The 18,915-nt window shown below is 49.0% G+C and carries 22 protein-coding genes; all 22 read right to left on the bottom strand.

The features are described 5' to 3' along the window. Positions 1–8 precede the first annotated feature (8 nt). Positions 9–518: a 5-(carboxyamino)imidazole ribonucleotide mutase gene (gene purE / locus VSQ62_RS07185; RefSeq protein WP_334633999.1), complete on the bottom strand. Its 510-nt coding sequence runs from the start codon at positions 516–518 to the stop codon at positions 9–11. A 61-nt stretch (positions 519–579) separates the two neighbouring features. After that, positions 580–2,634: an aminopeptidase gene (locus tag VSQ62_RS07180; RefSeq protein WP_334633998.1), complete on the bottom strand. Its 2,055-nt coding sequence runs from the start codon at positions 2,632–2,634 to the stop codon at positions 580–582. After that, the gene (locus tag VSQ62_RS07175) at positions 2,631–3,023 is read right to left on the bottom strand and encodes a DUF6142 family protein (RefSeq protein WP_334633997.1); all 393 of its coding nucleotides are present in this window, start codon (positions 3,021–3,023) and stop codon (positions 2,631–2,633) included. The genes VSQ62_RS07180 and VSQ62_RS07175 overlap by 4 nt, the downstream gene beginning before the upstream one ends. Beyond that, the gene (locus tag VSQ62_RS07170; RefSeq protein WP_334633996.1) at positions 2,986–3,471 is read right to left on the bottom strand and encodes a VanZ family protein; all 486 of its coding nucleotides are present in this window, start codon (positions 3,469–3,471) and stop codon (positions 2,986–2,988) included. The genes VSQ62_RS07175 and VSQ62_RS07170 overlap by 38 nt, the downstream gene beginning before the upstream one ends. A 15-nt stretch (positions 3,472–3,486) precedes the next feature. Continuing rightward, positions 3,487–3,639 (bottom strand): hypothetical protein, encoded by a 153-nt coding sequence (locus tag VSQ62_RS07165; protein WP_334633995.1) that lies wholly within the window; start codon positions 3,637–3,639, stop codon positions 3,487–3,489. Between the two features lie 13 nt (positions 3,640–3,652). After that, positions 3,653–4,327: an orotate phosphoribosyltransferase gene (pyrE, locus tag VSQ62_RS07160; RefSeq protein WP_334633994.1), complete on the bottom strand. Its 675-nt coding sequence runs from the start codon at positions 4,325–4,327 to the stop codon at positions 3,653–3,655. A gap of 131 nt (positions 4,328–4,458) precedes the next feature. Continuing rightward, positions 4,459–5,361 (bottom strand): dihydroorotate dehydrogenase, encoded by a 903-nt coding sequence (locus VSQ62_RS07155; RefSeq protein ID WP_334633993.1) that lies wholly within the window; start codon positions 5,359–5,361, stop codon positions 4,459–4,461. Next, positions 5,361–6,146, bottom strand: a complete 786-nt coding sequence (locus tag VSQ62_RS07150) for a dihydroorotate dehydrogenase electron transfer subunit (protein ID WP_334633991.1) — start codon at positions 6,144–6,146, stop codon at positions 5,361–5,363. Before VSQ62_RS07150 ends, VSQ62_RS07155 begins: the two co-directional genes overlap by 1 nt. A 14-nt stretch (positions 6,147–6,160) precedes the next feature. Continuing rightward, positions 6,161–7,090 carry an orotidine-5'-phosphate decarboxylase gene (gene pyrF / locus VSQ62_RS07145; RefSeq protein WP_334633988.1) on the bottom strand — a complete coding sequence of 310 codons (930 nt, stop codon included), beginning with the start codon at positions 7,088–7,090 and terminating at the stop codon, positions 6,161–6,163. 5 nt (positions 7,091–7,095) lie between these two features. Next, a complete protein-coding gene (locus tag VSQ62_RS07140) occupies positions 7,096–8,376 on the bottom strand; it encodes a dihydroorotase (RefSeq protein WP_334633987.1) in 1,281 nt (426 codons plus the stop codon). Between the two features lie 91 nt (positions 8,377–8,467). Further along, the gene (locus tag VSQ62_RS07135) at positions 8,468–9,652 is read right to left on the bottom strand and encodes a S41 family peptidase (RefSeq protein ID WP_334633986.1); all 1,185 of its coding nucleotides are present in this window, start codon (positions 9,650–9,652) and stop codon (positions 8,468–8,470) included. Between the two features lie 52 nt (positions 9,653–9,704). Then, positions 9,705–10,853 (bottom strand): peptidoglycan DD-metalloendopeptidase family protein, encoded by a 1,149-nt coding sequence (locus VSQ62_RS07130; RefSeq protein WP_334633985.1) that lies wholly within the window; start codon positions 10,851–10,853, stop codon positions 9,705–9,707. A gap of 63 nt (positions 10,854–10,916) precedes the next feature. Continuing rightward, entirely contained in the window at positions 10,917–11,825 is a 909-nt protein-coding gene (gene ftsX, locus VSQ62_RS07125) for a permease-like cell division protein FtsX (protein ID WP_334633984.1), read from the bottom strand. Continuing rightward, a complete protein-coding gene (gene ftsE, locus VSQ62_RS07120) occupies positions 11,815–12,501 on the bottom strand; it encodes a cell division ATP-binding protein FtsE (RefSeq protein WP_334633983.1) in 687 nt (228 codons plus the stop codon). Before ftsE ends, ftsX begins: the two co-directional genes overlap by 11 nt. A 50-nt stretch (positions 12,502–12,551) precedes the next feature. Then, on the bottom strand, positions 12,552–13,640 hold the full coding sequence (locus VSQ62_RS07115) for a PucR family transcriptional regulator (RefSeq protein ID WP_334633982.1): 1,089 nt from the start codon (positions 13,638–13,640) through the stop codon (positions 12,552–12,554). Between the two features lie 196 nt (positions 13,641–13,836). Continuing rightward, positions 13,837–14,508, bottom strand: a complete 672-nt coding sequence (locus VSQ62_RS07110) for a WecB/TagA/CpsF family glycosyltransferase (protein WP_334633980.1) — start codon at positions 14,506–14,508, stop codon at positions 13,837–13,839. A 116-nt stretch (positions 14,509–14,624) separates the two neighbouring features. Beyond that, the gene (locus tag VSQ62_RS07105) at positions 14,625–14,831 is read right to left on the bottom strand and encodes an alpha/beta-type small acid-soluble spore protein (protein WP_334633979.1); all 207 of its coding nucleotides are present in this window, start codon (positions 14,829–14,831) and stop codon (positions 14,625–14,627) included. Positions 14,832–14,931: 100 nt separating this feature from the next. Next, positions 14,932–15,126: a PspC domain-containing protein gene (locus VSQ62_RS07100; protein ID WP_334633978.1), complete on the bottom strand. Its 195-nt coding sequence runs from the start codon at positions 15,124–15,126 to the stop codon at positions 14,932–14,934. Between the two features lie 12 nt (positions 15,127–15,138). After that, on the bottom strand, positions 15,139–15,963 hold the full coding sequence (locus VSQ62_RS07095) for a DUF4097 family beta strand repeat-containing protein (RefSeq protein ID WP_334633976.1): 825 nt from the start codon (positions 15,961–15,963) through the stop codon (positions 15,139–15,141). Beyond that, positions 15,964–16,737, bottom strand: coding sequence for a DUF1700 domain-containing protein (locus tag VSQ62_RS07090; RefSeq protein WP_334633975.1), 774 nt, complete (start codon positions 16,735–16,737; stop codon positions 15,964–15,966). Beyond that, on the bottom strand, positions 16,734–17,057 hold the full coding sequence (locus tag VSQ62_RS07085) for a PadR family transcriptional regulator (protein ID WP_334633974.1): 324 nt from the start codon (positions 17,055–17,057) through the stop codon (positions 16,734–16,736). The genes VSQ62_RS07090 and VSQ62_RS07085 overlap by 4 nt, the downstream gene beginning before the upstream one ends. A gap of 356 nt (positions 17,058–17,413) precedes the next feature. Beyond that, entirely contained in the window at positions 17,414–18,874 is a 1,461-nt protein-coding gene (locus tag VSQ62_RS07080; protein WP_334633611.1) for a transposase, read from the bottom strand. Positions 18,875–18,915: the final 41 nt, after the last annotated feature.

Genomic DNA, 18,915 nt, shown 5'->3' with positions numbered 1-18,915 from the left:
CCAATTGATTACCGGGCCAGATACGCCTCGTATCCGATCTCATCTAACTTCGCTGCCTTCCCCTGCACGGTCTCCTTCATCTCCCTGGAATAATCCTTAAGCTTATTCAATAATTCCTCATCAGATGTTGCAAGGATCTTCGCTGCAAGGATCGCCGCATTCATACCTCCGTCGATAGCAACCGTTGCAACCGGGATTCCCGGCGGCATCTGAACGATAGAAAACAGTGCGTCTTCACCTGCCAGATTCTTGCCTGACATCGGCACGCCGATAACCGGCATCGGAAATAGCGCCGCACACATACCCGGCAGATGCGCCGCCATCCCGGCTCCTGCGATGATCACCTTCATCCCCTTTCCCTCTGCAGCCTTCGCCCATTCGAAGAATACATCCGGCTCACGGTGGGCAGAGATGATCGTCATCTCATAATCAATCCCTAATTTCTCCAGCATCGTCGCAGCCTTGCTCATGACCTTAAGGTCTGAGTCGCTGCCCATCACAATTCCTACTCTTGGCATACCTCTTCATCCTTTCTTCTGTGTATATTTTTATAATGCATTTTCATGCGTTCATGATACCTTATTTATCTTGATTTTTCAATGGCTCGTTGAGAATCTCGGTTCCGGGCAATACGAATCTGCCCTCCGACAGCAGCACGATCTCTTTGCCTTCTCTTGTGATCACCGCAATACGCGCCAACTCCTCATACGGGATCGTGATATCCGTATGGCACTGATAATACGCCTTCGACACATCTTCTTTGCGCAGGATGGATACGGAGTTATCCTTGGCTATAATCTCCTTCCCGTTGGGATTATATACCCTGACATCCTCGCTCCAGCTATAGCAAGTATCCCCTACCGCAAAATGAGGACCCATCTTCTCGGCGATCAGGATCGGCATCTTCTCTTCGATCCCGTATTTCCTCGCCGCCACATAAGCCGTGGTGTTCGTCCCGATGGCGAACTCTCCCAGCGGGAGGGACGGGTGCTTATGGAGGATATTGTCGAAAATGTACTCCTTATTCTCTGTCTCCTTCTCGAAATTCCCGCAATGGTAATCCGTGATCATCCCGTCGGCAAATGTGATCTCAAGATCCCTGTACTGCAGCTCATTCAGGTAGACCTTGCTTACATGCAGTGTTCCGTCGGTCCCTTCAAGTACCGGAGAAGTGAATACTTCCCCTACCGGTATATTCACGTCCGCCACGCAGTTCTCGAATATCGTCTCTTTCTCCGGATTGCCGAGCTTATGCAGATACACCTTAAGATCCGTCCTGTTGCCGTTGCCGCCCAGGATATGGACATATTCACCCTGATCCAGGGCATCGATCAACGTCTGCTGTACCCGCTCATAGGTCTTCGCATCCAGGGTATTGATACGGATGATCTCGTCGAAGATCTCTTCATACTGTTCCCCGATCTCCGGCAGCGGATAGGCAACGATCGTAAAGCTCCTCTCATCACCCCTGATATACTGGTTGACGATCTGGCTCTGCCGGCTTAAGAAATGAAGCTGCAGTTCCTCCTGCTTCTTCGTAAGGCGGATCACTTCTTCCTTCTGCACAGGCGTAAACGGCTCTTCACCGAACATATCAATACATGCCGGCCCTGCCATCTTTCCTGCCTGGGCCTTATGGCGCTCATATGTGGTCTGGATCACCTCAAGCTTGCGCTCCACGAACTTCTTATCCAGGAATAACGCCTGGTCATTGCGATGGTCATACTCATACTGCTTATTGGCGATCGCCCCGTAATAGCCGATCTTCAGGTGTTCTCGCTTCGTCAGCACGCTGACCGGAGAACGGTTCACAACAGGTCTTAGGCCCATTTTCTCAAAATTCTCTATAGCCCTGCGGATCACCCTCTCGAACCCAAGCACATAGCGGATCTCCACAACACCCTTCTTCGACAGATCCTTCCCTGTATTGACGAATCCTGTTCGAAAGCCTTCTGTGTAGACATCTGCCATCTTCCGGATCACTTCCTCCGGAAGTCCGCTGAGATGCCGTGCCGTGCGAAGCTCGTTCTCACTGATATACTCGCCGAACCTGTACAGGTACCTCAGATCCTCAAGGTCGCTGTTCCGAATGATATCCACAGCAAAGGACACTTCCGGATCGACCTGTTCACGGATCCTGTCTGCAGCAAACACATCACAGTAATCACTGGCATACCAGTAAATATGATCCCTGATCTGACTGATCCGCTCATTCTCCGGCGTCTCCTCCTCGAACAGATTATAGACCGCTATCAGAAGCTCATACAGAATATCCAGATACTCTGTCTTCTGTTCAAACACATATGCAACAGCGCCCCGAAGCTCCGTATACAGGAAGCTTAAGATCTGCCCATATTCCTCTCCCAGCTTCCGAACCGCATAAGACGGGTTCGCATAGCTTGTCTCATACGCCCCCGGCAAGATATCCTGATACAGCCGCCGGTTCCATTCTGCAAGCTCGCCAAGTCCCATCTCCCGGAAGGTTCCGTCTGTGAGCTTCATCCTGACCTCATCGATCATCCCGACAAAATCAGCCATCTTCCGAAAATACTCCCGGAAGGGAGGCTTCACCGTCTCCTCAGTCCTGATATCACGGATACGTCCCGCCGCTAATTCATATCTCTCATCTATCATCTCACAAGCCCCCTGATAAATATTACCGCAAGTCCGAGAAATACCGCCGTATTGATGCCGATTCCCACCTTGCACGTGATGTAGTTCCTGTCTCTCTCCTTAAGGCCGCGCAAACCCAGCCATATCCCGATTCCGGTAAGCGCCATGGTCCCCAGTCCCACAAATCCTATGAGCATACCGACCTCTCCCTTCTCCCGAAAAGAGATAGACACCATTAAAAACAACAGAAGAAGAACCACAAAAGCATAACCGCAGGAATAGATCCCTTTCCTCGCATGGCGAGGCTTCGCCTGTCCATACTTCGTGATTCTCTTCCTCTGCTTCTCTCTGGCTTTCGCCAGCGCCTTTGCCCTATCTTCTTCTGTTACGATCTTTCTTCCTATTAACATATCTTCTCCTTACTGCGGCGCAGATTACGAATATGACATAACCCGCAAGCCCTCCTATGGTATTCAAAAGCAGATCGTCCACATCGAAGCTGCCCACCTTCGTGATCAACTGAAAAGTCTCTACACAGAGACTAAGCCCGAAACTATAGAAGACCGTCGTGAAAAAACTCCTGTATCGGCTTGCCATCGGCATAAAGAAACCAAACGGCATAAAAATGATCACATTTCCAAACAGATTCGTAAACATGGCAAACATGCCGACCTGGTCCCTGTAATTCCAGAATCTCTTGATCTCCCTGAAAAGCACAAGGTTATAACGGTACTCCTCCATCTCGCCTGTCCGCCCATACCAGTCAGAAAATAATAGAAAATATATAATAAACGCAATATACAATACAAATAATATCTTTCCTAAAAACCGGATTCTCTTATATCCTTTCAAATTCAAACAGCAGGATCCTTTCTAAAACGTAAGTCCTTTTTTCCATTTTAGCAGACGCGCTCCGCTCACGATCGTAATAATGCCGGCTGTGATCCCCACGATCGTCACGACAACACCTACCGCAATACTTGCGATCCCGGCAAAATTCATCGCCTTATAGATCTTTTCATTCATACAAGCCTTCCTCCTATACACCGTACTGTTTATAATATGCGTCAATTGCAGCTTTTAATGTATCATCAATAATAATTCTTCCCCGGCACTCCCTGTTATAAAGATATTCTACCACCTCGTCCATGGTCACAATCGCATTCGCCCCGAATCCATACAAATCCTTGATCTCATCTAACGCGCATTTCTTCCCGCCTTTGCCGACCTCCATGCGGTTCAGCGATACCATAAGCCCCTTCACTTCCACGTCTGCCTGGGCCTTGATAATCGGGAAGGTCTCTTCGATGGATTTGCCGGAGGTCGTCACATCCTCAATGATCACTACTCTGTCTCCATCCTTAAGCTTACTTCCCAGGAGAATCCCCGTATCACCGTGATCCTTCACTTCCTTGCGGTTCGAACAGTACCGGATATCCTTCCCGTATAATTCGCTGATCGCCATCGCCGCCGCAACCGAAAGCGGGATTCCCTTATAGGCCGGCCCGAACAGTATGTCAAAATCAAGACCGTAGTTATCGTGGATCGCTCTCGCGTAGTATTCTCCGAGCCTGCGAAGCTGGGTTCCCGTCACATAGGCGCCTGCATTCATGAAGAACGGCGACTTCCTCCCGCTCTTCAATGTAAATTCTCCGAATTTCAAGACATCAGATTCTACCATGAACTCGATAAATTCCTGCTTATATAATTCCATCCTTCTAAACCTCCCATATCTACAGACTTTATTCTATCATAACTCAAATCTATTTTCAATTTATTCCTGCAGGCAACGAGCCAAGCGAGCATGCTTGCATGCACATTTGGCGACTGCAGCAGGGTCTTTGACTATCTCACCGCGCCGACCAATTCCCGGACGTCATTCATCCGATTCTGCCTTAAGTATTCTTCTATCCCCTCGATGATCTCCATCGTCACCGCCGGATTATGGAAATTCGCCGTTCCCACCGATACGGCGCTGGCCCCCGCGAGCATCATCTCGATCGCATCCTCAGCGCTGGCAATCCCCCCCATACCGATGATCGGAACCTTCACAGCCTGGGACGCCTGATATACCATCCGCACGGCGATTGGGTGAATGGCTGGACCGGAGACGCCTCCCGTCTGGTTCGCCAGAGCAAAAGTCCGCCGATGGATATCGATCTTCATCCCCGTCAGCGTGTTGATCAGAGATACCGCGTCGGCTCCTCCTGCCTCTACAGCCTTCGCCATCTCGGCAATATCCGTCACATTGGGACTGAGTTTCATGATCACCGGCTGTTTCGCGTACTTTTTGACTTCCTTGGTAATATCCTCCGCTGACTTAGGACTCTGTCCGAACGCGATACCCCCTTCTTTTACATTAGGGCAGGAAATATTGATCTCCAGCATATCTACAGCTTCATCCGCAAGCCGTTCTGCAACCTCGCAGTAATCCTCAGCGGATTTCCCGCAGACGTTGACAATAATCTTCGTATCATACTGTCTTAAGAAGGGAATGTCTCTCTCACAGAATAGATCGATCCCCGGATTCTGCAGTCCGATGGCATTCATCATCCCTCCATAGACTTCCGCGACCCGGGGCGTAGGATTCCCCGGCCACGGAACATTGGCAACTCCCTTCGTAGTCACCGCTCCAAGTCTGTTAAGATCTATAAACTCCGCGAACTCCGCACCGGAACCAAATGTACCGGACGCTACCGTCACCGGATTCTTCCATTCTACTCCCGCAATATTAACCTTCATATTCATCAGATCTCCACCTCCGTCGACAGGAATACCGGACCGTCCTTGCAGATCCGTCTGTTATGCACATTGCTGTGGCTGTCCCGCTCCTTCGTCTGACAGACACATCCAAGACAGGCGCCGATCCCGCACGCCATCCTCTCCTCCAGAGATATATAGCATACAATGTTATTTCTACCAGCATATTCCTTGACCGCGCGCAGCATAGGCCCAGGCCCGCAGGCATAGATAATATCCGCGGCAAGCGCATGTCCGGCAATGGCATCCAGTACATTCCCCTTCGTCCCCACACTGCCGTCCTCCGTGGAAATGTAGACTTCACCGTTCCTCTCAAATTCCTCTCTAAGGAACGTATGGGCATCACGGTACCCGACAACGATCTGCTTCTTATCACATTCCAATTCTTTGGAAAGCTCCAGGATCGGAGGCACGCCGATACCGCCGCCGATCAGGAACGCCTTCTTCCCCGCGGCTTTCTCCATGGGAAACCCATTCCCCAGCGGCCCGATGATCGGAATCGAATCTCCGGCGCTCAGTTTGGAGAATTGCTCCGTACCTGTCTTCTCACCTGTCACACGGTATACCACACGCAGCGCCGCACCCGCCTTATCAATCTCACAAATACTGATGGGCCTTGGAAGCAGCTTGCCCGAGTCCATGGTATACATAGATATAAACTGGCCCGGAACCGCATCCGGCGCAGACTCCGCCTGAATCCACATACTGTATATCCCGTCCGCAAGCTGCTCCTGCGATACCACAACCGCTAACTCTTTCCTTCTCTTCTTCATTACATTTCTCCTAGTCATAATGTATTGTTCAACGCTTCTCTGATATCCGCAGCCATATCCTCTACCGCAGCCCTTGAGGCTTCCCCGAACGCTTCTTCGCCGTATTTTGCGTATTTCTCCTGTCTGTACGCAGCAATGATCCCGCGGGAGGAATTCACGATAGCGCCAAGGCCGTCCTCATTAAAGAAATGCACCAGATCCTTGCCTTTTCCTCCCTGTGCGCCGTATCCTGGCACCAGTATATATGCCTTGGGCATGATCTTCCTTAAGACCTTCCCCATCTCCGGATAGGTAGCGCCCACAACCGCTCCCACATAGCTGTATTCCTCGCCCATCAGGCTTTCTCCCCAGGCAGCCACCTTCTCGCCTACCAGTTCATACAGAGGCTTGCCGTCCACCAGCCGATCCTGGAATTCGCCGCTTGAGGGATTCGAGGTCTTGACCAGTACGAAGATCCCCTTCTTCTCCTCCTTACATACCTTGAGAAATGGGTTCACCCCATCTGACCCCAGATACGGGTTCACCGTCGCGAAATCCTCATCAAAAGGCGCGAAAGATCTGCTTCCCACCTTAACATGCCCCAGATGCCCCACCGCATATGCCGCCGAGGTAGAGCCGATGTCTCCTCTCTTCACATCGCCGATCACCACCAGCCCTTTCTCCCTGCAGTAGTCCACCGTCTTCTTGAAAGCCATAAGCCCCGGAATCCCGAACTGCTCATACATGGCGATCTGCGGCTTCACCGCCGGGATCAGATCGTAAGTCTGATCCACGATCTCCCTGTTAAACTGCCATATCGCCTCCGCCGCCCCCTCCAAGGTCTCGCCGTACTCTCCAAACGCTTTCTTCTGTATGTGCCCCGGCACATAATCCAGCATCGGATCAAGCCCTACGACGATGGGCGCTCCTGTCTTCTTAATATTCGCTGTCAACTGATTGATCATCTGCTTTATCTCCTTTCATACACAACCCTACCGTCCACCAGAGTATATACCGTCTCTCCAGTCACCTCATATCCGTCAAACGGCGTGTTCTTCCCCTTCGACACAAATGTATTCTTATCGATCTTATAAGTCCTTCTCGGATCGAAGATCGTAATATCCGCAGTCTTCCCCTCTGAGATACTGCCCTTGTCCTCAAGCCCCAGGATCTTCGCCGGATTATAGCTCATCTTCTCTGCCATATCCATCACAGTCAGTACGCCCGTCTTCACAAGAGAAGTATAGGTAAGCGCGGCGGAAGTCTCAAGCCCTACGATCCCAAACGCCGCATCTTTCATAGACTTGTCCTTCTCTTCGCCGGCATGGGGGGCATGATCCGTAGCGATCACATCCATCACCCCGTCTTTCAGGCCCTGCTTGAGAGCCTCCACATCCGCCCGGCTCCGAAGCGGCGGATTCATCTTATAATTGCCGTCGTCTTCCCTGATATCATCCGAGCTCAGGATAAAATGATGCGGGCATACCTCCCCGGTCACCGGAAGTCCTTCCTCCTTCGCCATCCGAAGAAGCTTCACACTGTCTGCCGTGGAGCAGTGGCACAGGTGGAGCCTCACCCCAGTCTCCTTCGCAAGCAGGATATCTCTCGCGACGATCACATCCTCCACGGCATTCGTGATTCCCCGAAGCTCCAGCCGCTCGGCGTTCTCATCCGCATTCATAACTCCCCCTTCTACCATCGTCTGGTCTTCGCAGTGGGCAAATACCGATATCTTGCACTCCTTCGCCGTCTTCATCCCCTGTCTGTAGAGCGAAGCGTTCATAACAGACTTGCCGTCCTCGCTGACGGCATGGCAGCCTGCCTCAGCCATCCCCCGGATATCTGCCAGTTCCTTCCCTTCCTGCCCCTTCGTAACGGCCCCAAGCTGGATCACGTGAGTTAGGGATTCTTCCTTCGCACGTTCATGAACCCTTAGAACCTTCTCCTTGTCATCTGTGACCGGCTTTGTGTTCGGCATGGCGCACACAGTCGTTACCCCGCCCTTCACTGCCGCTCTTCCTCCGGTCTCCAGAGTCTCCTTGTATTCCAGCCCGGGATCCCGGAAATGAACATGGAGGTCGATCAATCCCGGCAATACATAACAATGCTTCGCGTCGATCACCCGGTCAGCCTGCCTGTCAATGTGCTCTGCAACCTTGCAGATCTTATCTTCCTCAATGTACACATCCGATATCCCGTCTTTTCCGGTAAGCGGATCTACTACATGTCCGTTCTGAATCAGAATTGTCATATACACCCCATCCTTTCTAGTTTCACTATATTCTATCATACCAAATACAAAAAGGGAATGCCTAATGCATTCCCTTCTGAATCAATTCATTCTACCCGATCTTCTCTTTCAATACTTCCAATGCCTGATCCAACTGATTATCAGCCTCAGGATCTTCTTCGTTCTTCTCGTACTCGATCTCCACATCCGGGGTGATACCTTTGCCGTTGATATTCCTCCCCTTCGGGGTGAAATACTCCGCGATCGTAAGCTTCACACAGGTTCCGTCCTTCAAGTCGAATATCTGCTGTACGACGCCCTTGCCATAGGACTGTGTCCCCACGATCGTACCAATCCCGTAGTCCTGGATCGCTCCCGCATAGATCTCCGATGCACTGGCGCTGTTGCCGTTCATCAGGACTGTCAGCGGCAATTCGAACCGGCGCCCGGCGTCAGATTTCGTCTCCTGCCTGTTGCCGTCCTTATCCTCCGTGTAGACGATCAGCCCTTCCGGAAGCATAAGATCCAGCATCTCGCAGACCGTGCTTAAATTGCCGCCCGGATTATTCCGAAGATCCACGACCAGACCCTTCATGCCCTGATTCTTAAGGTCCTCCAGCGCCTGCTCATACTGCTCATAGGTCACCAGGTCGAATTCCGAGACCGCCACATAGCCGATTTGATCCTCCAGCATCTCATACTTTATCGTCTGCGCCTGGATCGTATTTCTCACCGCCGTCACCGTGACCTCTTTCCTGTCGTCGCCGCGGTATACCGTCAGTTGAACTTCCGTCCCCTTCTCTCCCTTGATATGGGATACCACTTCTGTCAGATCCTTGCCTGTCACTTCCAGATCTCCGACCTTATAAAGGATATCGTCGTCCTGCAGACCAGCCTCCATAGCAGGGGACCCCTCATAGATCTGCACCAGCGTTACGATCCCCGTCTTGACATCCTGGCTCAGCACCGCGCCGATTCCGTCATACTCTCCTTCCGTGGTCTCCACGAGCATTCTCGTCTCCTCTTCGTCATAGTAGACAGAGTAGGGATCTGACAGCCCGCTTATGAATCCCTTATAGATTCCTTCTTCAAGCTCCTCTTCGTCTACTTCGCCAAGATAGTTCTTATCGATCAGCCCTTTCAATACAGACATCTTCTTATCCGTGTCTGCAGAATGCCTCCCTGTGCCGGCAACGAAACTTCCTGCCCGCAATCCGCAGGATACAAGCCCTACGATCAATAATACAGCAAGGGCGCCGCAAAGCGCCCCTTTTATAAAACTCTTCTTATCCTTCATTCGACCTCTACCTTCATATATCTTCTCTTTGCCCGCACAGCATGGGCTTGAACTACAGATAGTTACGCGGATTCGTCGGCGTCCCGTTAAGCATAACCTGGAAATGCAGATGCGGACCGGATGAATTGCCTGTTGAACCTACCGCACCGATATTCTGCCCCTTGCTTACTGTCTGTCCCGCGCTGACATACATGGAATTGCAGTGCATGTAATATGTCTGCAGGCCATTGCCGTGGTTGATTACGATCAGATTACCCGCGTTGCCGCTATAACTTGCGGAAGTGACCGTCCCTGATGCCGCCGCATAGATCGGAGTCCCCGTTCCGGCCGCAAAATCCATTCCCTTGTGGTTGGTACTCGCACCCGGGATCGGCTGTGCGCGCCATCCGAACTCGCTGGATATATAAGTGTATCCCGGACAAGGATGGGTGAACATACCATTGCCCGATACCACGGATGCCCCGGCAGAACCGCCGCCGCTCCCGCTGGAATTACGTGCCGCAGCCGCTGCGGCAGCCGCGGCTGCCGCCTCTTTCTGCTTGCGCTCTGCCTCTGCCGCCGCTTCCTTCAGCTTCTTTAACTTCTCCTGCGTAGCGCCGATATCGTCACTGAGCTGTGCGATCTCATCTGCTTTGTTCTCCACAAGGTCATTCAACTCACCCTGCTTCACAATCAGGTCATTCTGCATGACCTCGAGTTCTTCATACTCCTTCTTAAGAAGCGCTTCCTGCTCTTCTACGTCCTTGACGATCCTCTGGAACTCCACCAGCATATCCCGGTCATATTCAGATATCGTCGAAATGTACTCCGCATTGTTCAGAAATTCACTGATTGTCTTGGACTCGCACAGAATCTCTATAAACTGTGCATTCCCGTTCTCATACATGTACTTGATTCTCTTCTTCATGCTTTCGTACTGGTCATTCTCGTCGACCCTCGCCTGTATCAGTTCTTCTTCTTTCGCACTGATCTGGGTCTCCTTCTCGTCGATCTTCGCCTTCGTCTCCTCCATCTCGGCGACGATCGCACTGAGCTGTCCCTCTAAGGCACTCTTCTCCTCTTCTGCGGCCTCCTTCTTCCTCTCAAGCTCTTCCGCCTCCTTCTCAGTCTCACTGATCTCCGAAGCGCTTGCCTGTGAGGCAAGACCAAGACAAAGTACCAATATCAGCAGCAGACTGACTGCCTTCCTTCTTAATATCATATGTCCCCTCCATATTATTTATAACTGATCTGACCCGTAATCTGTTACCAAATTATACCTGAATTATACCTTCAGATGCTTACGGATCGTGAAGAAACTTCCAATAAAACCAATTCCTACTCCAAGCGCGATCCCGACCGGAAGAAGCGTCTTATAGACATCAAATACCGGAAGGAAATCTATGATATTGTTCAAAAGGCTGAACTTGGTCATTATATAAGAAACAGCCTTATCATACATAAAATACAGCATCACCAACGGAATCAGCGCTCCGATTACACCGATCATCAGACCCTCTATCACGAAAGGCGCCCGGACGAAACCATCCTTCGCCCCTATGTATTTCATGATCGCAATCTCCTCACGCCTTACCGTGATACCCATGGTTACTGTGTTGCTGATCAGGAATACGGATACCGCGAGCAGGATCGCAATGATCGTAACCGACACATATCCCACCAGCTTATTCACACTGGTCAGAGTCTTAGCCACAACATCAGAACGGTTCACCTTCCTGACTCCCGAAAGCCCCTTCGCGAATTCAACGATATCCTTCTGCCTGGAAACATCTGACAGATACACCTCGAAGTTATCGGAATTCCCCAGCGGATTGTCTGTCTTGAATCCATCCGCAAGATCTCCCGCCTCTCCGAAATAATCATCCTTGAATCTCTCCCATGCCACCTCGGCGCTGACGTATTTGACTTCAAGGACGCCTTCCGCATCCGCAAGCTGCTCCCCGATCTTGTCCTTTGCAGCCTGCGTGGTTCCCTCGTCGAAGAGCACGGTAATCGCAACGCCCTCCTCAGCCTTCTCTACTATGTAATTAAAGTTCACTACAATGGAGTAGAACAGGCCAAACAGGAAGATACAGGCTGACATCGTCGCTATAGACGCCACGGAGAACATCTTATTTCTCCCTATGTTCTTAACCCCTTGCTTCATCGAATATCCGAATGTACTAATTCTCATTTTTATACCCACCTTTTTTCTCGTCGCTTACGATGACACCCTTTTTCATCGTAACGACCCGCTTCTTCATCGCATTTACAATCTCCTGGTTATGCGTAACAACCAGTACGGTCGTTCCTCTGTCGTTCGCCTCTTCAAGAAGCTTCATAATCTCCCATGAATTTGTCGGGTCCAGATTACCGGTCGGCTCATCCGCAAGCAGGATCGCAGGCTCATTCACAATAGCCCTGGCAATAGCGACTCTCTGCTGTTCACCGCCTGACAATTCCTTCGGAAATGATTTATACTTCTGAGCCAGACCCACAAGCGACAGCGCCGCAGGGACCTTCTTCTTGATGATCCTGGTAGGCGTCTCTGTAACACGCTGGGCAAACGCTATATTATCATAGATATTCCGGTCCTTAAGCAGACGGAAATCCTGGAACACGACCCCGATCCCTCTCCTGTACATAGGAATCTTACGCCGCTTCATCCGGTTCAAATTCTGACCGTTCACAATAATGGTCCCCGATGTAGGCGCAAGCTCTTTCATAATAAGATGGATCAATGTAGACTTACCCGATCCGCTGTCGCCCACGATGAACACGAATTCACCCTGCTCGACCTTGAGATTCACGCCGTTTAACGCAGCAATCCCTTTAGAGTATTCTTTTGTCACTTCTTTTAATTCGATCATACTTTCCTCCTGATTATTACTATGCATTCCCGAAAGATACTGAAAACACATTAATACTCCATTGATTCCATATACTTCATATACTTTACAACCATAAGGGCAATCTTAAAAGTAATGGCATCCTCAAACACTCGAAGATCCAGGCCGGTACTCTTCTGCAGCTTATCCAGACGGTATACCAGCGTATTACGGTGGATATATAGCTGTCTGGACGTCTCTGATACATTCAGATTATTCTCGAAGAACTTGTTGATCGTCGTCAGGGTCTCTTCGTCGAAATCATCCGGCGACTTCCCCTCGAAGATCTCACGGATGAACATCTTACACAGCGGGATCGGAAGCTGATAGATCAACCGCCCGATACCTAAGGCGCTGTACGCGATCACATTCCTGTCCCCAAAGAAGATCTTACCCACATCCAGGGCAAGCTTCGCCTCTTTGTAGGACTTGGACACCTCCTTGATATCGTTGACGATCGTTCCGTATGCTATCAGGACATCTTCTTCCCCATCTTCTACAAGCAAGGCATAGATACTCTGGGCCGTCTTCTCTAACTCCGCATGACCGTCACTGGGTTCTAACTCCTTCACTATGATGATATTCTTCTCATCGACCGCCGTCACAAAGTCCTTCGCGCGGTTACCCAGAAGATTACGCACATTATCAAGAGCATTGCTGTCCTTCTCATGCTTTGTCTCAATAATATATATAATACGTCTTACCTCTGTGTCAATATGTAATTTCTTGGCACGGTTATATATATCTACCAAAAGTAGATTATCAAGCAGAAGATTCTTAATAAAATTATCCTTATCAAACCTCTCTTTGTATGCGATCAGAAGATTCTGGATCTGAAACGAGGCAATCTTCCCTACCATGTATACATCATCGCTGCCGCCGTTGGCAAGAAGCACATACTCCAGCTGATGCTCGTCAAAGATCTTAAAGAACTGATATCCCTGTACCACCTGACTGTCGGCAGGGGAGTCGACAAAAGAGACTACCTCTTCTTCATAATCCGCCTGCTCTGAAAATGTACTCGCAAGAGACTTGCCATCCGTATCCATAACACAGAAATCGATCCGCGTAATTCCTTTCAAGCCTTCAATCGTATTCTGAAGTATTTGATTAGATATCATATTCTATATCCTCCCCTCATTTCAATATGCATAATTCACAACAAAAAAAGGGACTGTCTGGTTAAAATGCATACCGCTAGACTCTATATTAATATATATAGACAAAAAAATAAAGAGGAAATCATACTTTTTTGTTGATTTCCTCAATTTTTAAGAATTTCATTTGATTTACAGCCATGTACATAGTGACGAAAAATCATCTGCGCTTGCTCTTCTCAATCTCTTTTTTAAAAATATGCCGGACAAAAAACTGGGCGATCCTTCCCTGTCCCGCGCCGTTCTTCCCTACCGGTATGTTCTCTTTCCCAAGGCCGAGCCACAGCCGGGCATCCAGAAGGCTCTTGTTCTTCAAGATAAATTCTTCTTGCAGCGGAGACGCCAGCGCCGCGAGGATACAATCCACTTCCCCGCCGTTGATATCATTCACCAACATATCGTCCGCCCGGTTACTGGCAGATACCTTCGCAAGCCCTACGACCTGCAGCCCGTAATAATTCTTCTGCAGATAATCGAAGATCGCCTGCCCCTCAGCCTCGGATTCTACCAGAAGATAGATCCTCTTGTGGTTCTTATGCAGATACCTCATGAACATCTTAAGAAAGACACGGCCTTCCGTCTCCTGAAGGTGCTTCCTGTCCGTGATATCCGCCGCTTCCAGGATCGTCTTATCTCCCGCCAGAATCAGATCAAATCTGCATATATCTTCCTTGAGCTGCTGCATACTGTCCATCTGCATCAGTCCGCCCACCGTTGCCATCTCTACGATATTCACCGGTTCCGTTCCCATGTATTCCATGGTCTTCTTCATAGCTTCTTTTGCTGAACAATTATCTATATCAATATCCAAAACGCTAATCTTACTGTCCATATCCTCACCCGTAAATGAATTTTCCAGTTTTTCGATTATAGCAAATGGACCTTTTCTTTTCAACCTTTATCGTTAAATGTTCATACTAATTAATATTCGTAATAATTTCGTTACTTTTAATGTGCATCCGGACATTGACTCAGTTCTTTCTTCTTCTTTGTCATCAGCCCTCCGATCCTCCCGGTTTCCTTTGAAGAGAGGGATCTCCATCCTTCCTCCATCACCTTGTCAAGAAGGCCTAATTCTTCAGCAATCTCGTATTTTAATTTTTCTTCCTGTGTCAGCTCGTCAAGCCGGATCGGCTTATTCTTTTTACCTGCCATGGATATTCCCCTTTCACTCTTTTAGAACCGCAGGACGATATCCCATATACGGTTCTTTCACTAAGTATTAACAGGAGTGAAGGGGAATATACATCTTAATCTAATATCTGCCCGGCGCGTCCGGAATGATGATAGCCGCGACGATATAGACGAAGATCCCGGTTCCGGTAAAACCGAAGATCGCCAGCACCAGCCTGATCAATGTCGCGTCTATGTTAAAATATTCTGCTATGCCTCCGCATACTCCGCAGATCATACGGTTTTCTCTTGAACGATATAATTTCCTTGGTTCCATATATTTCTCCTCCTACTCAAATTCTATGATCACAGAACCTACGCCGCCTTCAATCTTGATCTCTTTAGCTGCGCCGTTATCAATGCTCTGCTCTCTCCCAAGTCCTGAATAACTGCTGTCTCCGCAGATGATCTCCCCGATACCGCATTCGATATCATAGTTGTATTCTTCCTCCTGACCGGACGCGGTATACGTGATACTTCCCACTCCGCACTTCAGATCTGCCTGGCTTCTGACGTCTCCTCTGGCCTCGACCGTCCCTGCGCCGCAGTTAAACTCTGCTTCGTCCGCCAGAAAATCGTCTACGATCGCCTCTCCGGCTCCCACCTCTACCGCCAGGTCCTTCGTGTAGATGTTCTCGATATACAGCGTTCCTGCACCCAGACTTAAGGATATTTCCTTGAATGTCGTCTCTCTGGGGAGCGTAACCGTGATCGTCCCTCTGCCTACATTATTCACACCGTATATTTTCTTCTTGCTGGTAAGCTTAAGCTCACTGCCTTCCTGATAGCACCGAAATCCTAACTTCTGGCTTAAGTTATCCGTGTCCACCCGGATCTCGCTGCCTTCTCCTTCCTGGAACCTTACTTGCCCGGCAAAGATCTCCATATCGATCTCTGTCACTTTGTCAAAAGTCTTATGGATATTCTCTGCGGTCCGCCCGGGATCCTCCTTACTGCTCCCCCATCCGTTGTTATGCCATCCGATCCCGTACGGGAAACGGTCATGTATCATACCTGTTGTAACCCCCATTCCAAATGCAATCGCGCAGCATACCAGGCCAAGCGCCAGAGCTGAGCCGCACACGATCCAGAATATCTTCCATCCTCTTCTCATCTACACCACCGCCCTTCTCTGAAACGGCCGGCTTACGATCCACACGAATCCTCTGCATATCCCCGGAAGGACGATCATACATACCCTTACGCTTGCCACAGTAAGCACTACGCCCACAACGGTAAGGATCAGCCCCGTTCCGATCAGCGCCAGACCGACCGCGATCTCCGGCGCCAGACTCACCAGCCCCGCTATGAATACACACACACCTGCGAACGCGATCGCAACCGACGCAATCACCAGCGTGAAGAACAATACCAAGATCGTGAATCCCACAGCGGCTATCGTAATCAGAATTGCGGCCGCAACCGGAATACCGACCGGAATCGCCACGAGAACAAGCATGATGATCAGAAAGATCTTAAGCGCGCCGTTCGTCCTTGGCGGCGTCTGTTCGCCGCTTCTCTCATAGCCATATCCATGGTAGTCATATTCTCTCCGGCTCTGCTCTGTGTTCCGGTATCCATGCCCTTCCGACTTCTGTCCGCTCTCCTTGTATTCTCTTCCGACAGGCACATCCTTATTCTCGAATCTTGAATCCGTATATCCCTTCTCGGTGAATTCTCCATGTTCCTTGGAGGCACCTCCAAGATCCGCCTTAATCGTTGCCGCCACCTGCGCAGGATCGCCAAGCTCAGCGATTACCTGCTGCTCATTCTCTTCCCCTGCATCATCAAAATAATCATTATAAAACTTCATTGCATCTCTTCGTTCCTCTGCCGGAACATCCTGTAACAATGCGGCTAATTCTGTCATAAATTCTATGCGGTTCATACAGCCACTCCTCCCTTAAACAATTCATTGATCTTAATCGAATAGCTCTTCCATTCCCTCCGGTACAGATCCAACTGCGCCATGCCTCTTGCCGTCACCTTATAATAACGCCGGTTCCGTCCGTCGATCTGCCTGTCGTACACTTCCAGGCATTCATCCTTCTGAAGCCTTCTCAGCACTGGATACAGGGTGGATTCAGATACTTCTATGGTCGTCCTGACATCCTGAGTGATCTTATATCCATAGGTTCCTTCTTTCTCTCGGGATACGACCGCTAAGACGATAGCATCAAGGAGAGCCGCTCCGGTGTTAAATACCATATACTCACTCCTTTACTTGGAATATAATAATATCTATTCATACAATATTATTTTTATGTTCATATTATATGTTGTATAATATGATTTGTCAACCTATATTATAAATTTTTTTCAACTACACGGCTGCAAGGCAAAGAAATAAGACACAGCGCAGGTAATGTCAATCTCTTGTCAAGCAAGGTCTGTACTGCTCAGCTCTGACGCTTAAATTTATACTTACACTCTCAGAGTACATTGGATTTTATTTTCTCATTTTGCTTTATCAACGCAATCTTATTTAAGCCATAAAATCCCTGTATTCTGCTTTTTTAACTTTTGTTGTTATCTGCTCCTTCACCACCTTTCCACATGGTCCTCTATATCAACCGTATTTGTATCTTTTTAGCGATCTCTTCCTTGTATTCTCTCAATGGAGTCTCTTTCATGGATTCCAGTATCCTCCTGTGCTTTTGCTCCCTACTCTGCTTTACCTTTTTCCATATTTTTTCCCAAGCCTCCATGATCTGGCTGATCATGTGCCCAATCTGGATCAGATAATAATGGTTTTTCAGTGCCTGATAATTCCTGCTGTACTGGTGTTCCAGATGGTATCCCTGCCTTTTCTGCGCGTTGAACCCATCATTCTCGATTCTCCATCTCATCCTTCCGCGCTCCACCAGTCCTGCCACATTTTTTCTGGTGATTGGCAGATCTGTGAGAAACCAGAATTCTTTCCGGATCGTTTCTGCTTTTCCCTTTTTCCTGCCCTTTTTGCAGATATGCTCCCCGCTTTCTCCATACTCTGCCAGATTTACCTGATGTCCTTTATAATCTATATCTGTCACGTAATCATACCATTCCTTCCCAGTCTGTGTTTCGCGCTCCTGGTAATTCTTCTCCATTTCTTTCAGTTCTCTGTATTCTTCCCCAATGCTCGGGATGCTCCCCTCCTTATACCGCAGGATATACCGCCAGTTTTTTCCTTTGCATCTCTCAAAGAAACCTTCACAGGCATACAGACTGTCCCCGCACAGGCAGATCGGCAACCTTGGAAACGCTTTTTTCAGCTTTTCCATTAAACGCCAGCAGGCCTTCCTTTCACAGTCCTGTTTCTCCATTTCTTTTCCCTCTTCATTATCCACAAATTCCGTCTGAATACTGATCAGGATTTTCGGATGCAGTACCAGCTTTGCTTCCAGCACATAATAATAGTTCTCCTGATACTCTTTTTCCGTCCCCTTGTTATGGGTCCGGTGCAGGCTTTTCCCATCCAGTTCCCTCCGGCTGCTGCAAAGCTGCGTTCCATCTATGATCACCTGCCAGTACTTGCCCCTGATTCGCATATTTTCAAAAGCCCGGCTGCAAAGAAGCCTGCTGCAAAGGCGGTTTAAGATGTCCTGCAATTTTTCCGGATCTACTTTTTCCAGATACCGGTTGATGGTTTCCCAGTAGGGAAGCTCCTCCACGGTCTGTTCCTCCCCGGATAGATGCCAGATGTTTTTGATCATTTCACTGGAATTGAATTCTTCACTTGTTTTCCTCATACTGCTGATGTAAAATAGAGAAGAAAGGATACGGGTCATAAGAAGTAACACAGCAGGATAGGTAATATAGCTCTGGTTTCTGGGATCTGGAATCTGTTTTAACAGGGGTAAAAGATCTGGGAAAAAATGCCGGATTAGCTTGGCTAATTCACATGCAAGGTTCAACTGTTCCAGGTGTTCCCTAACCTCTTTTCTTCTGATTTTTATTCTTGCTTCATAGTAAAACCTCCTCTCTTTTATGGTGGTGCGAAAAAATAGTTGTTTGGTTACTTCTATTATCGCGCATCTTCCCATAAAATGGGAGGTTTTTTTATTAATTTTTTTTTAAGCGTCAG

Origin of the sequence: Sporofaciens sp. JLR.KK001, assembly GCF_036941055.1 — a bacterium.
Taxonomy (GTDB): Bacteria; Bacillota; Clostridia; order Lachnospirales; family Lachnospiraceae; genus Sporofaciens.
This window is presented reverse-complemented; position numbering and strand designations above follow the sequence as displayed.

Excerpts from the sequence above, each read along its gene's own strand:
- purE (WP_334633999.1), bottom strand. The coding sequence starts at position 518 with ATGCCAAGAGTAGGAATTGTGATGGGCAGCGACTCAGACCTTAAGGTC.
- VSQ62_RS07180 (WP_334633998.1), bottom strand. The coding sequence starts at position 2,634 with ATGATAGATGAGAGATATGAATTAGCGGCGGGACGTATCCGTGATATC.
- VSQ62_RS07175 (WP_334633997.1), bottom strand. The coding sequence starts at position 3,023 with ATGTTAATAGGAAGAAAGATCGTAACAGAAGAAGATAGGGCAAAGGCG.
- VSQ62_RS07165 (WP_334633995.1), bottom strand. The coding sequence starts at position 3,639 with ATGAATGAAAAGATCTATAAGGCGATGAATTTTGCCGGGATCGCAAGT.
- pyrE (WP_334633994.1), bottom strand. The coding sequence starts at position 4,327 with ATGGAATTATATAAGCAGGAATTTATCGAGTTCATGGTAGAATCTGAT.
- VSQ62_RS07155 (WP_334633993.1), bottom strand. The coding sequence starts at position 5,361 with ATGAATATGAAGGTTAATATTGCGGGAGTAGAATGGAAGAATCCGGTG.
- VSQ62_RS07150 (WP_334633991.1), bottom strand. The coding sequence starts at position 6,146 with ATGAAGAAGAGAAGGAAAGAGTTAGCGGTTGTGGTATCGCAGGAGCAG.
- pyrF (WP_334633988.1), bottom strand. The coding sequence starts at position 7,090 with ATGATCAATCAGTTGACAGCGAATATTAAGAAGACAGGAGCGCCCATC.
- VSQ62_RS07140 (WP_334633987.1), bottom strand. The coding sequence starts at position 8,376 with ATGACAATTCTGATTCAGAACGGACATGTAGTAGATCCGCTTACCGGA.
- VSQ62_RS07135 (WP_334633986.1), bottom strand. The coding sequence starts at position 9,652 with ATGAAGGATAAGAAGAGTTTTATAAAAGGGGCGCTTTGCGGCGCCCTT.
- VSQ62_RS07130 (WP_334633985.1), bottom strand. The coding sequence starts at position 10,853 with ATGATATTAAGAAGGAAGGCAGTCAGTCTGCTGCTGATATTGGTACTT.
- ftsX (WP_334633984.1), bottom strand. The coding sequence starts at position 11,825 with ATGAGAATTAGTACATTCGGATATTCGATGAAGCAAGGGGTTAAGAAC.
- ftsE (WP_334633983.1), bottom strand. The coding sequence starts at position 12,501 with ATGATCGAATTAAAAGAAGTGACAAAAGAATACTCTAAAGGGATTGCT.
- VSQ62_RS07115 (WP_334633982.1), bottom strand. The coding sequence starts at position 13,640 with ATGATATCTAATCAAATACTTCAGAATACGATTGAAGGCTTGAAAGGA.
- VSQ62_RS07110 (WP_334633980.1), bottom strand. The coding sequence starts at position 14,508 with ATGGACAGTAAGATTAGCGTTTTGGATATTGATATAGATAATTGTTCA.
- VSQ62_RS07105 (WP_334633979.1), bottom strand. The coding sequence starts at position 14,831 with ATGGCAGGTAAAAAGAATAAGCCGATCCGGCTTGACGAGCTGACACAG.
- VSQ62_RS07100 (WP_334633978.1), bottom strand. The coding sequence starts at position 15,126 with ATGGAACCAAGGAAATTATATCGTTCAAGAGAAAACCGTATGATCTGC.
- VSQ62_RS07095 (WP_334633976.1), bottom strand. The coding sequence starts at position 15,963 with ATGAGAAGAGGATGGAAGATATTCTGGATCGTGTGCGGCTCAGCTCTG.
- VSQ62_RS07090 (WP_334633975.1), bottom strand. The coding sequence starts at position 16,737 with ATGAACCGCATAGAATTTATGACAGAATTAGCCGCATTGTTACAGGAT.
- VSQ62_RS07085 (WP_334633974.1), bottom strand. The coding sequence starts at position 17,057 with ATGGTATTTAACACCGGAGCGGCTCTCCTTGATGCTATCGTCTTAGCG.
- VSQ62_RS07080 (WP_334633611.1), bottom strand. The coding sequence starts at position 18,874 with ATGGGAAGATGCGCGATAATAGAAGTAACCAAACAACTATTTTTTCGC.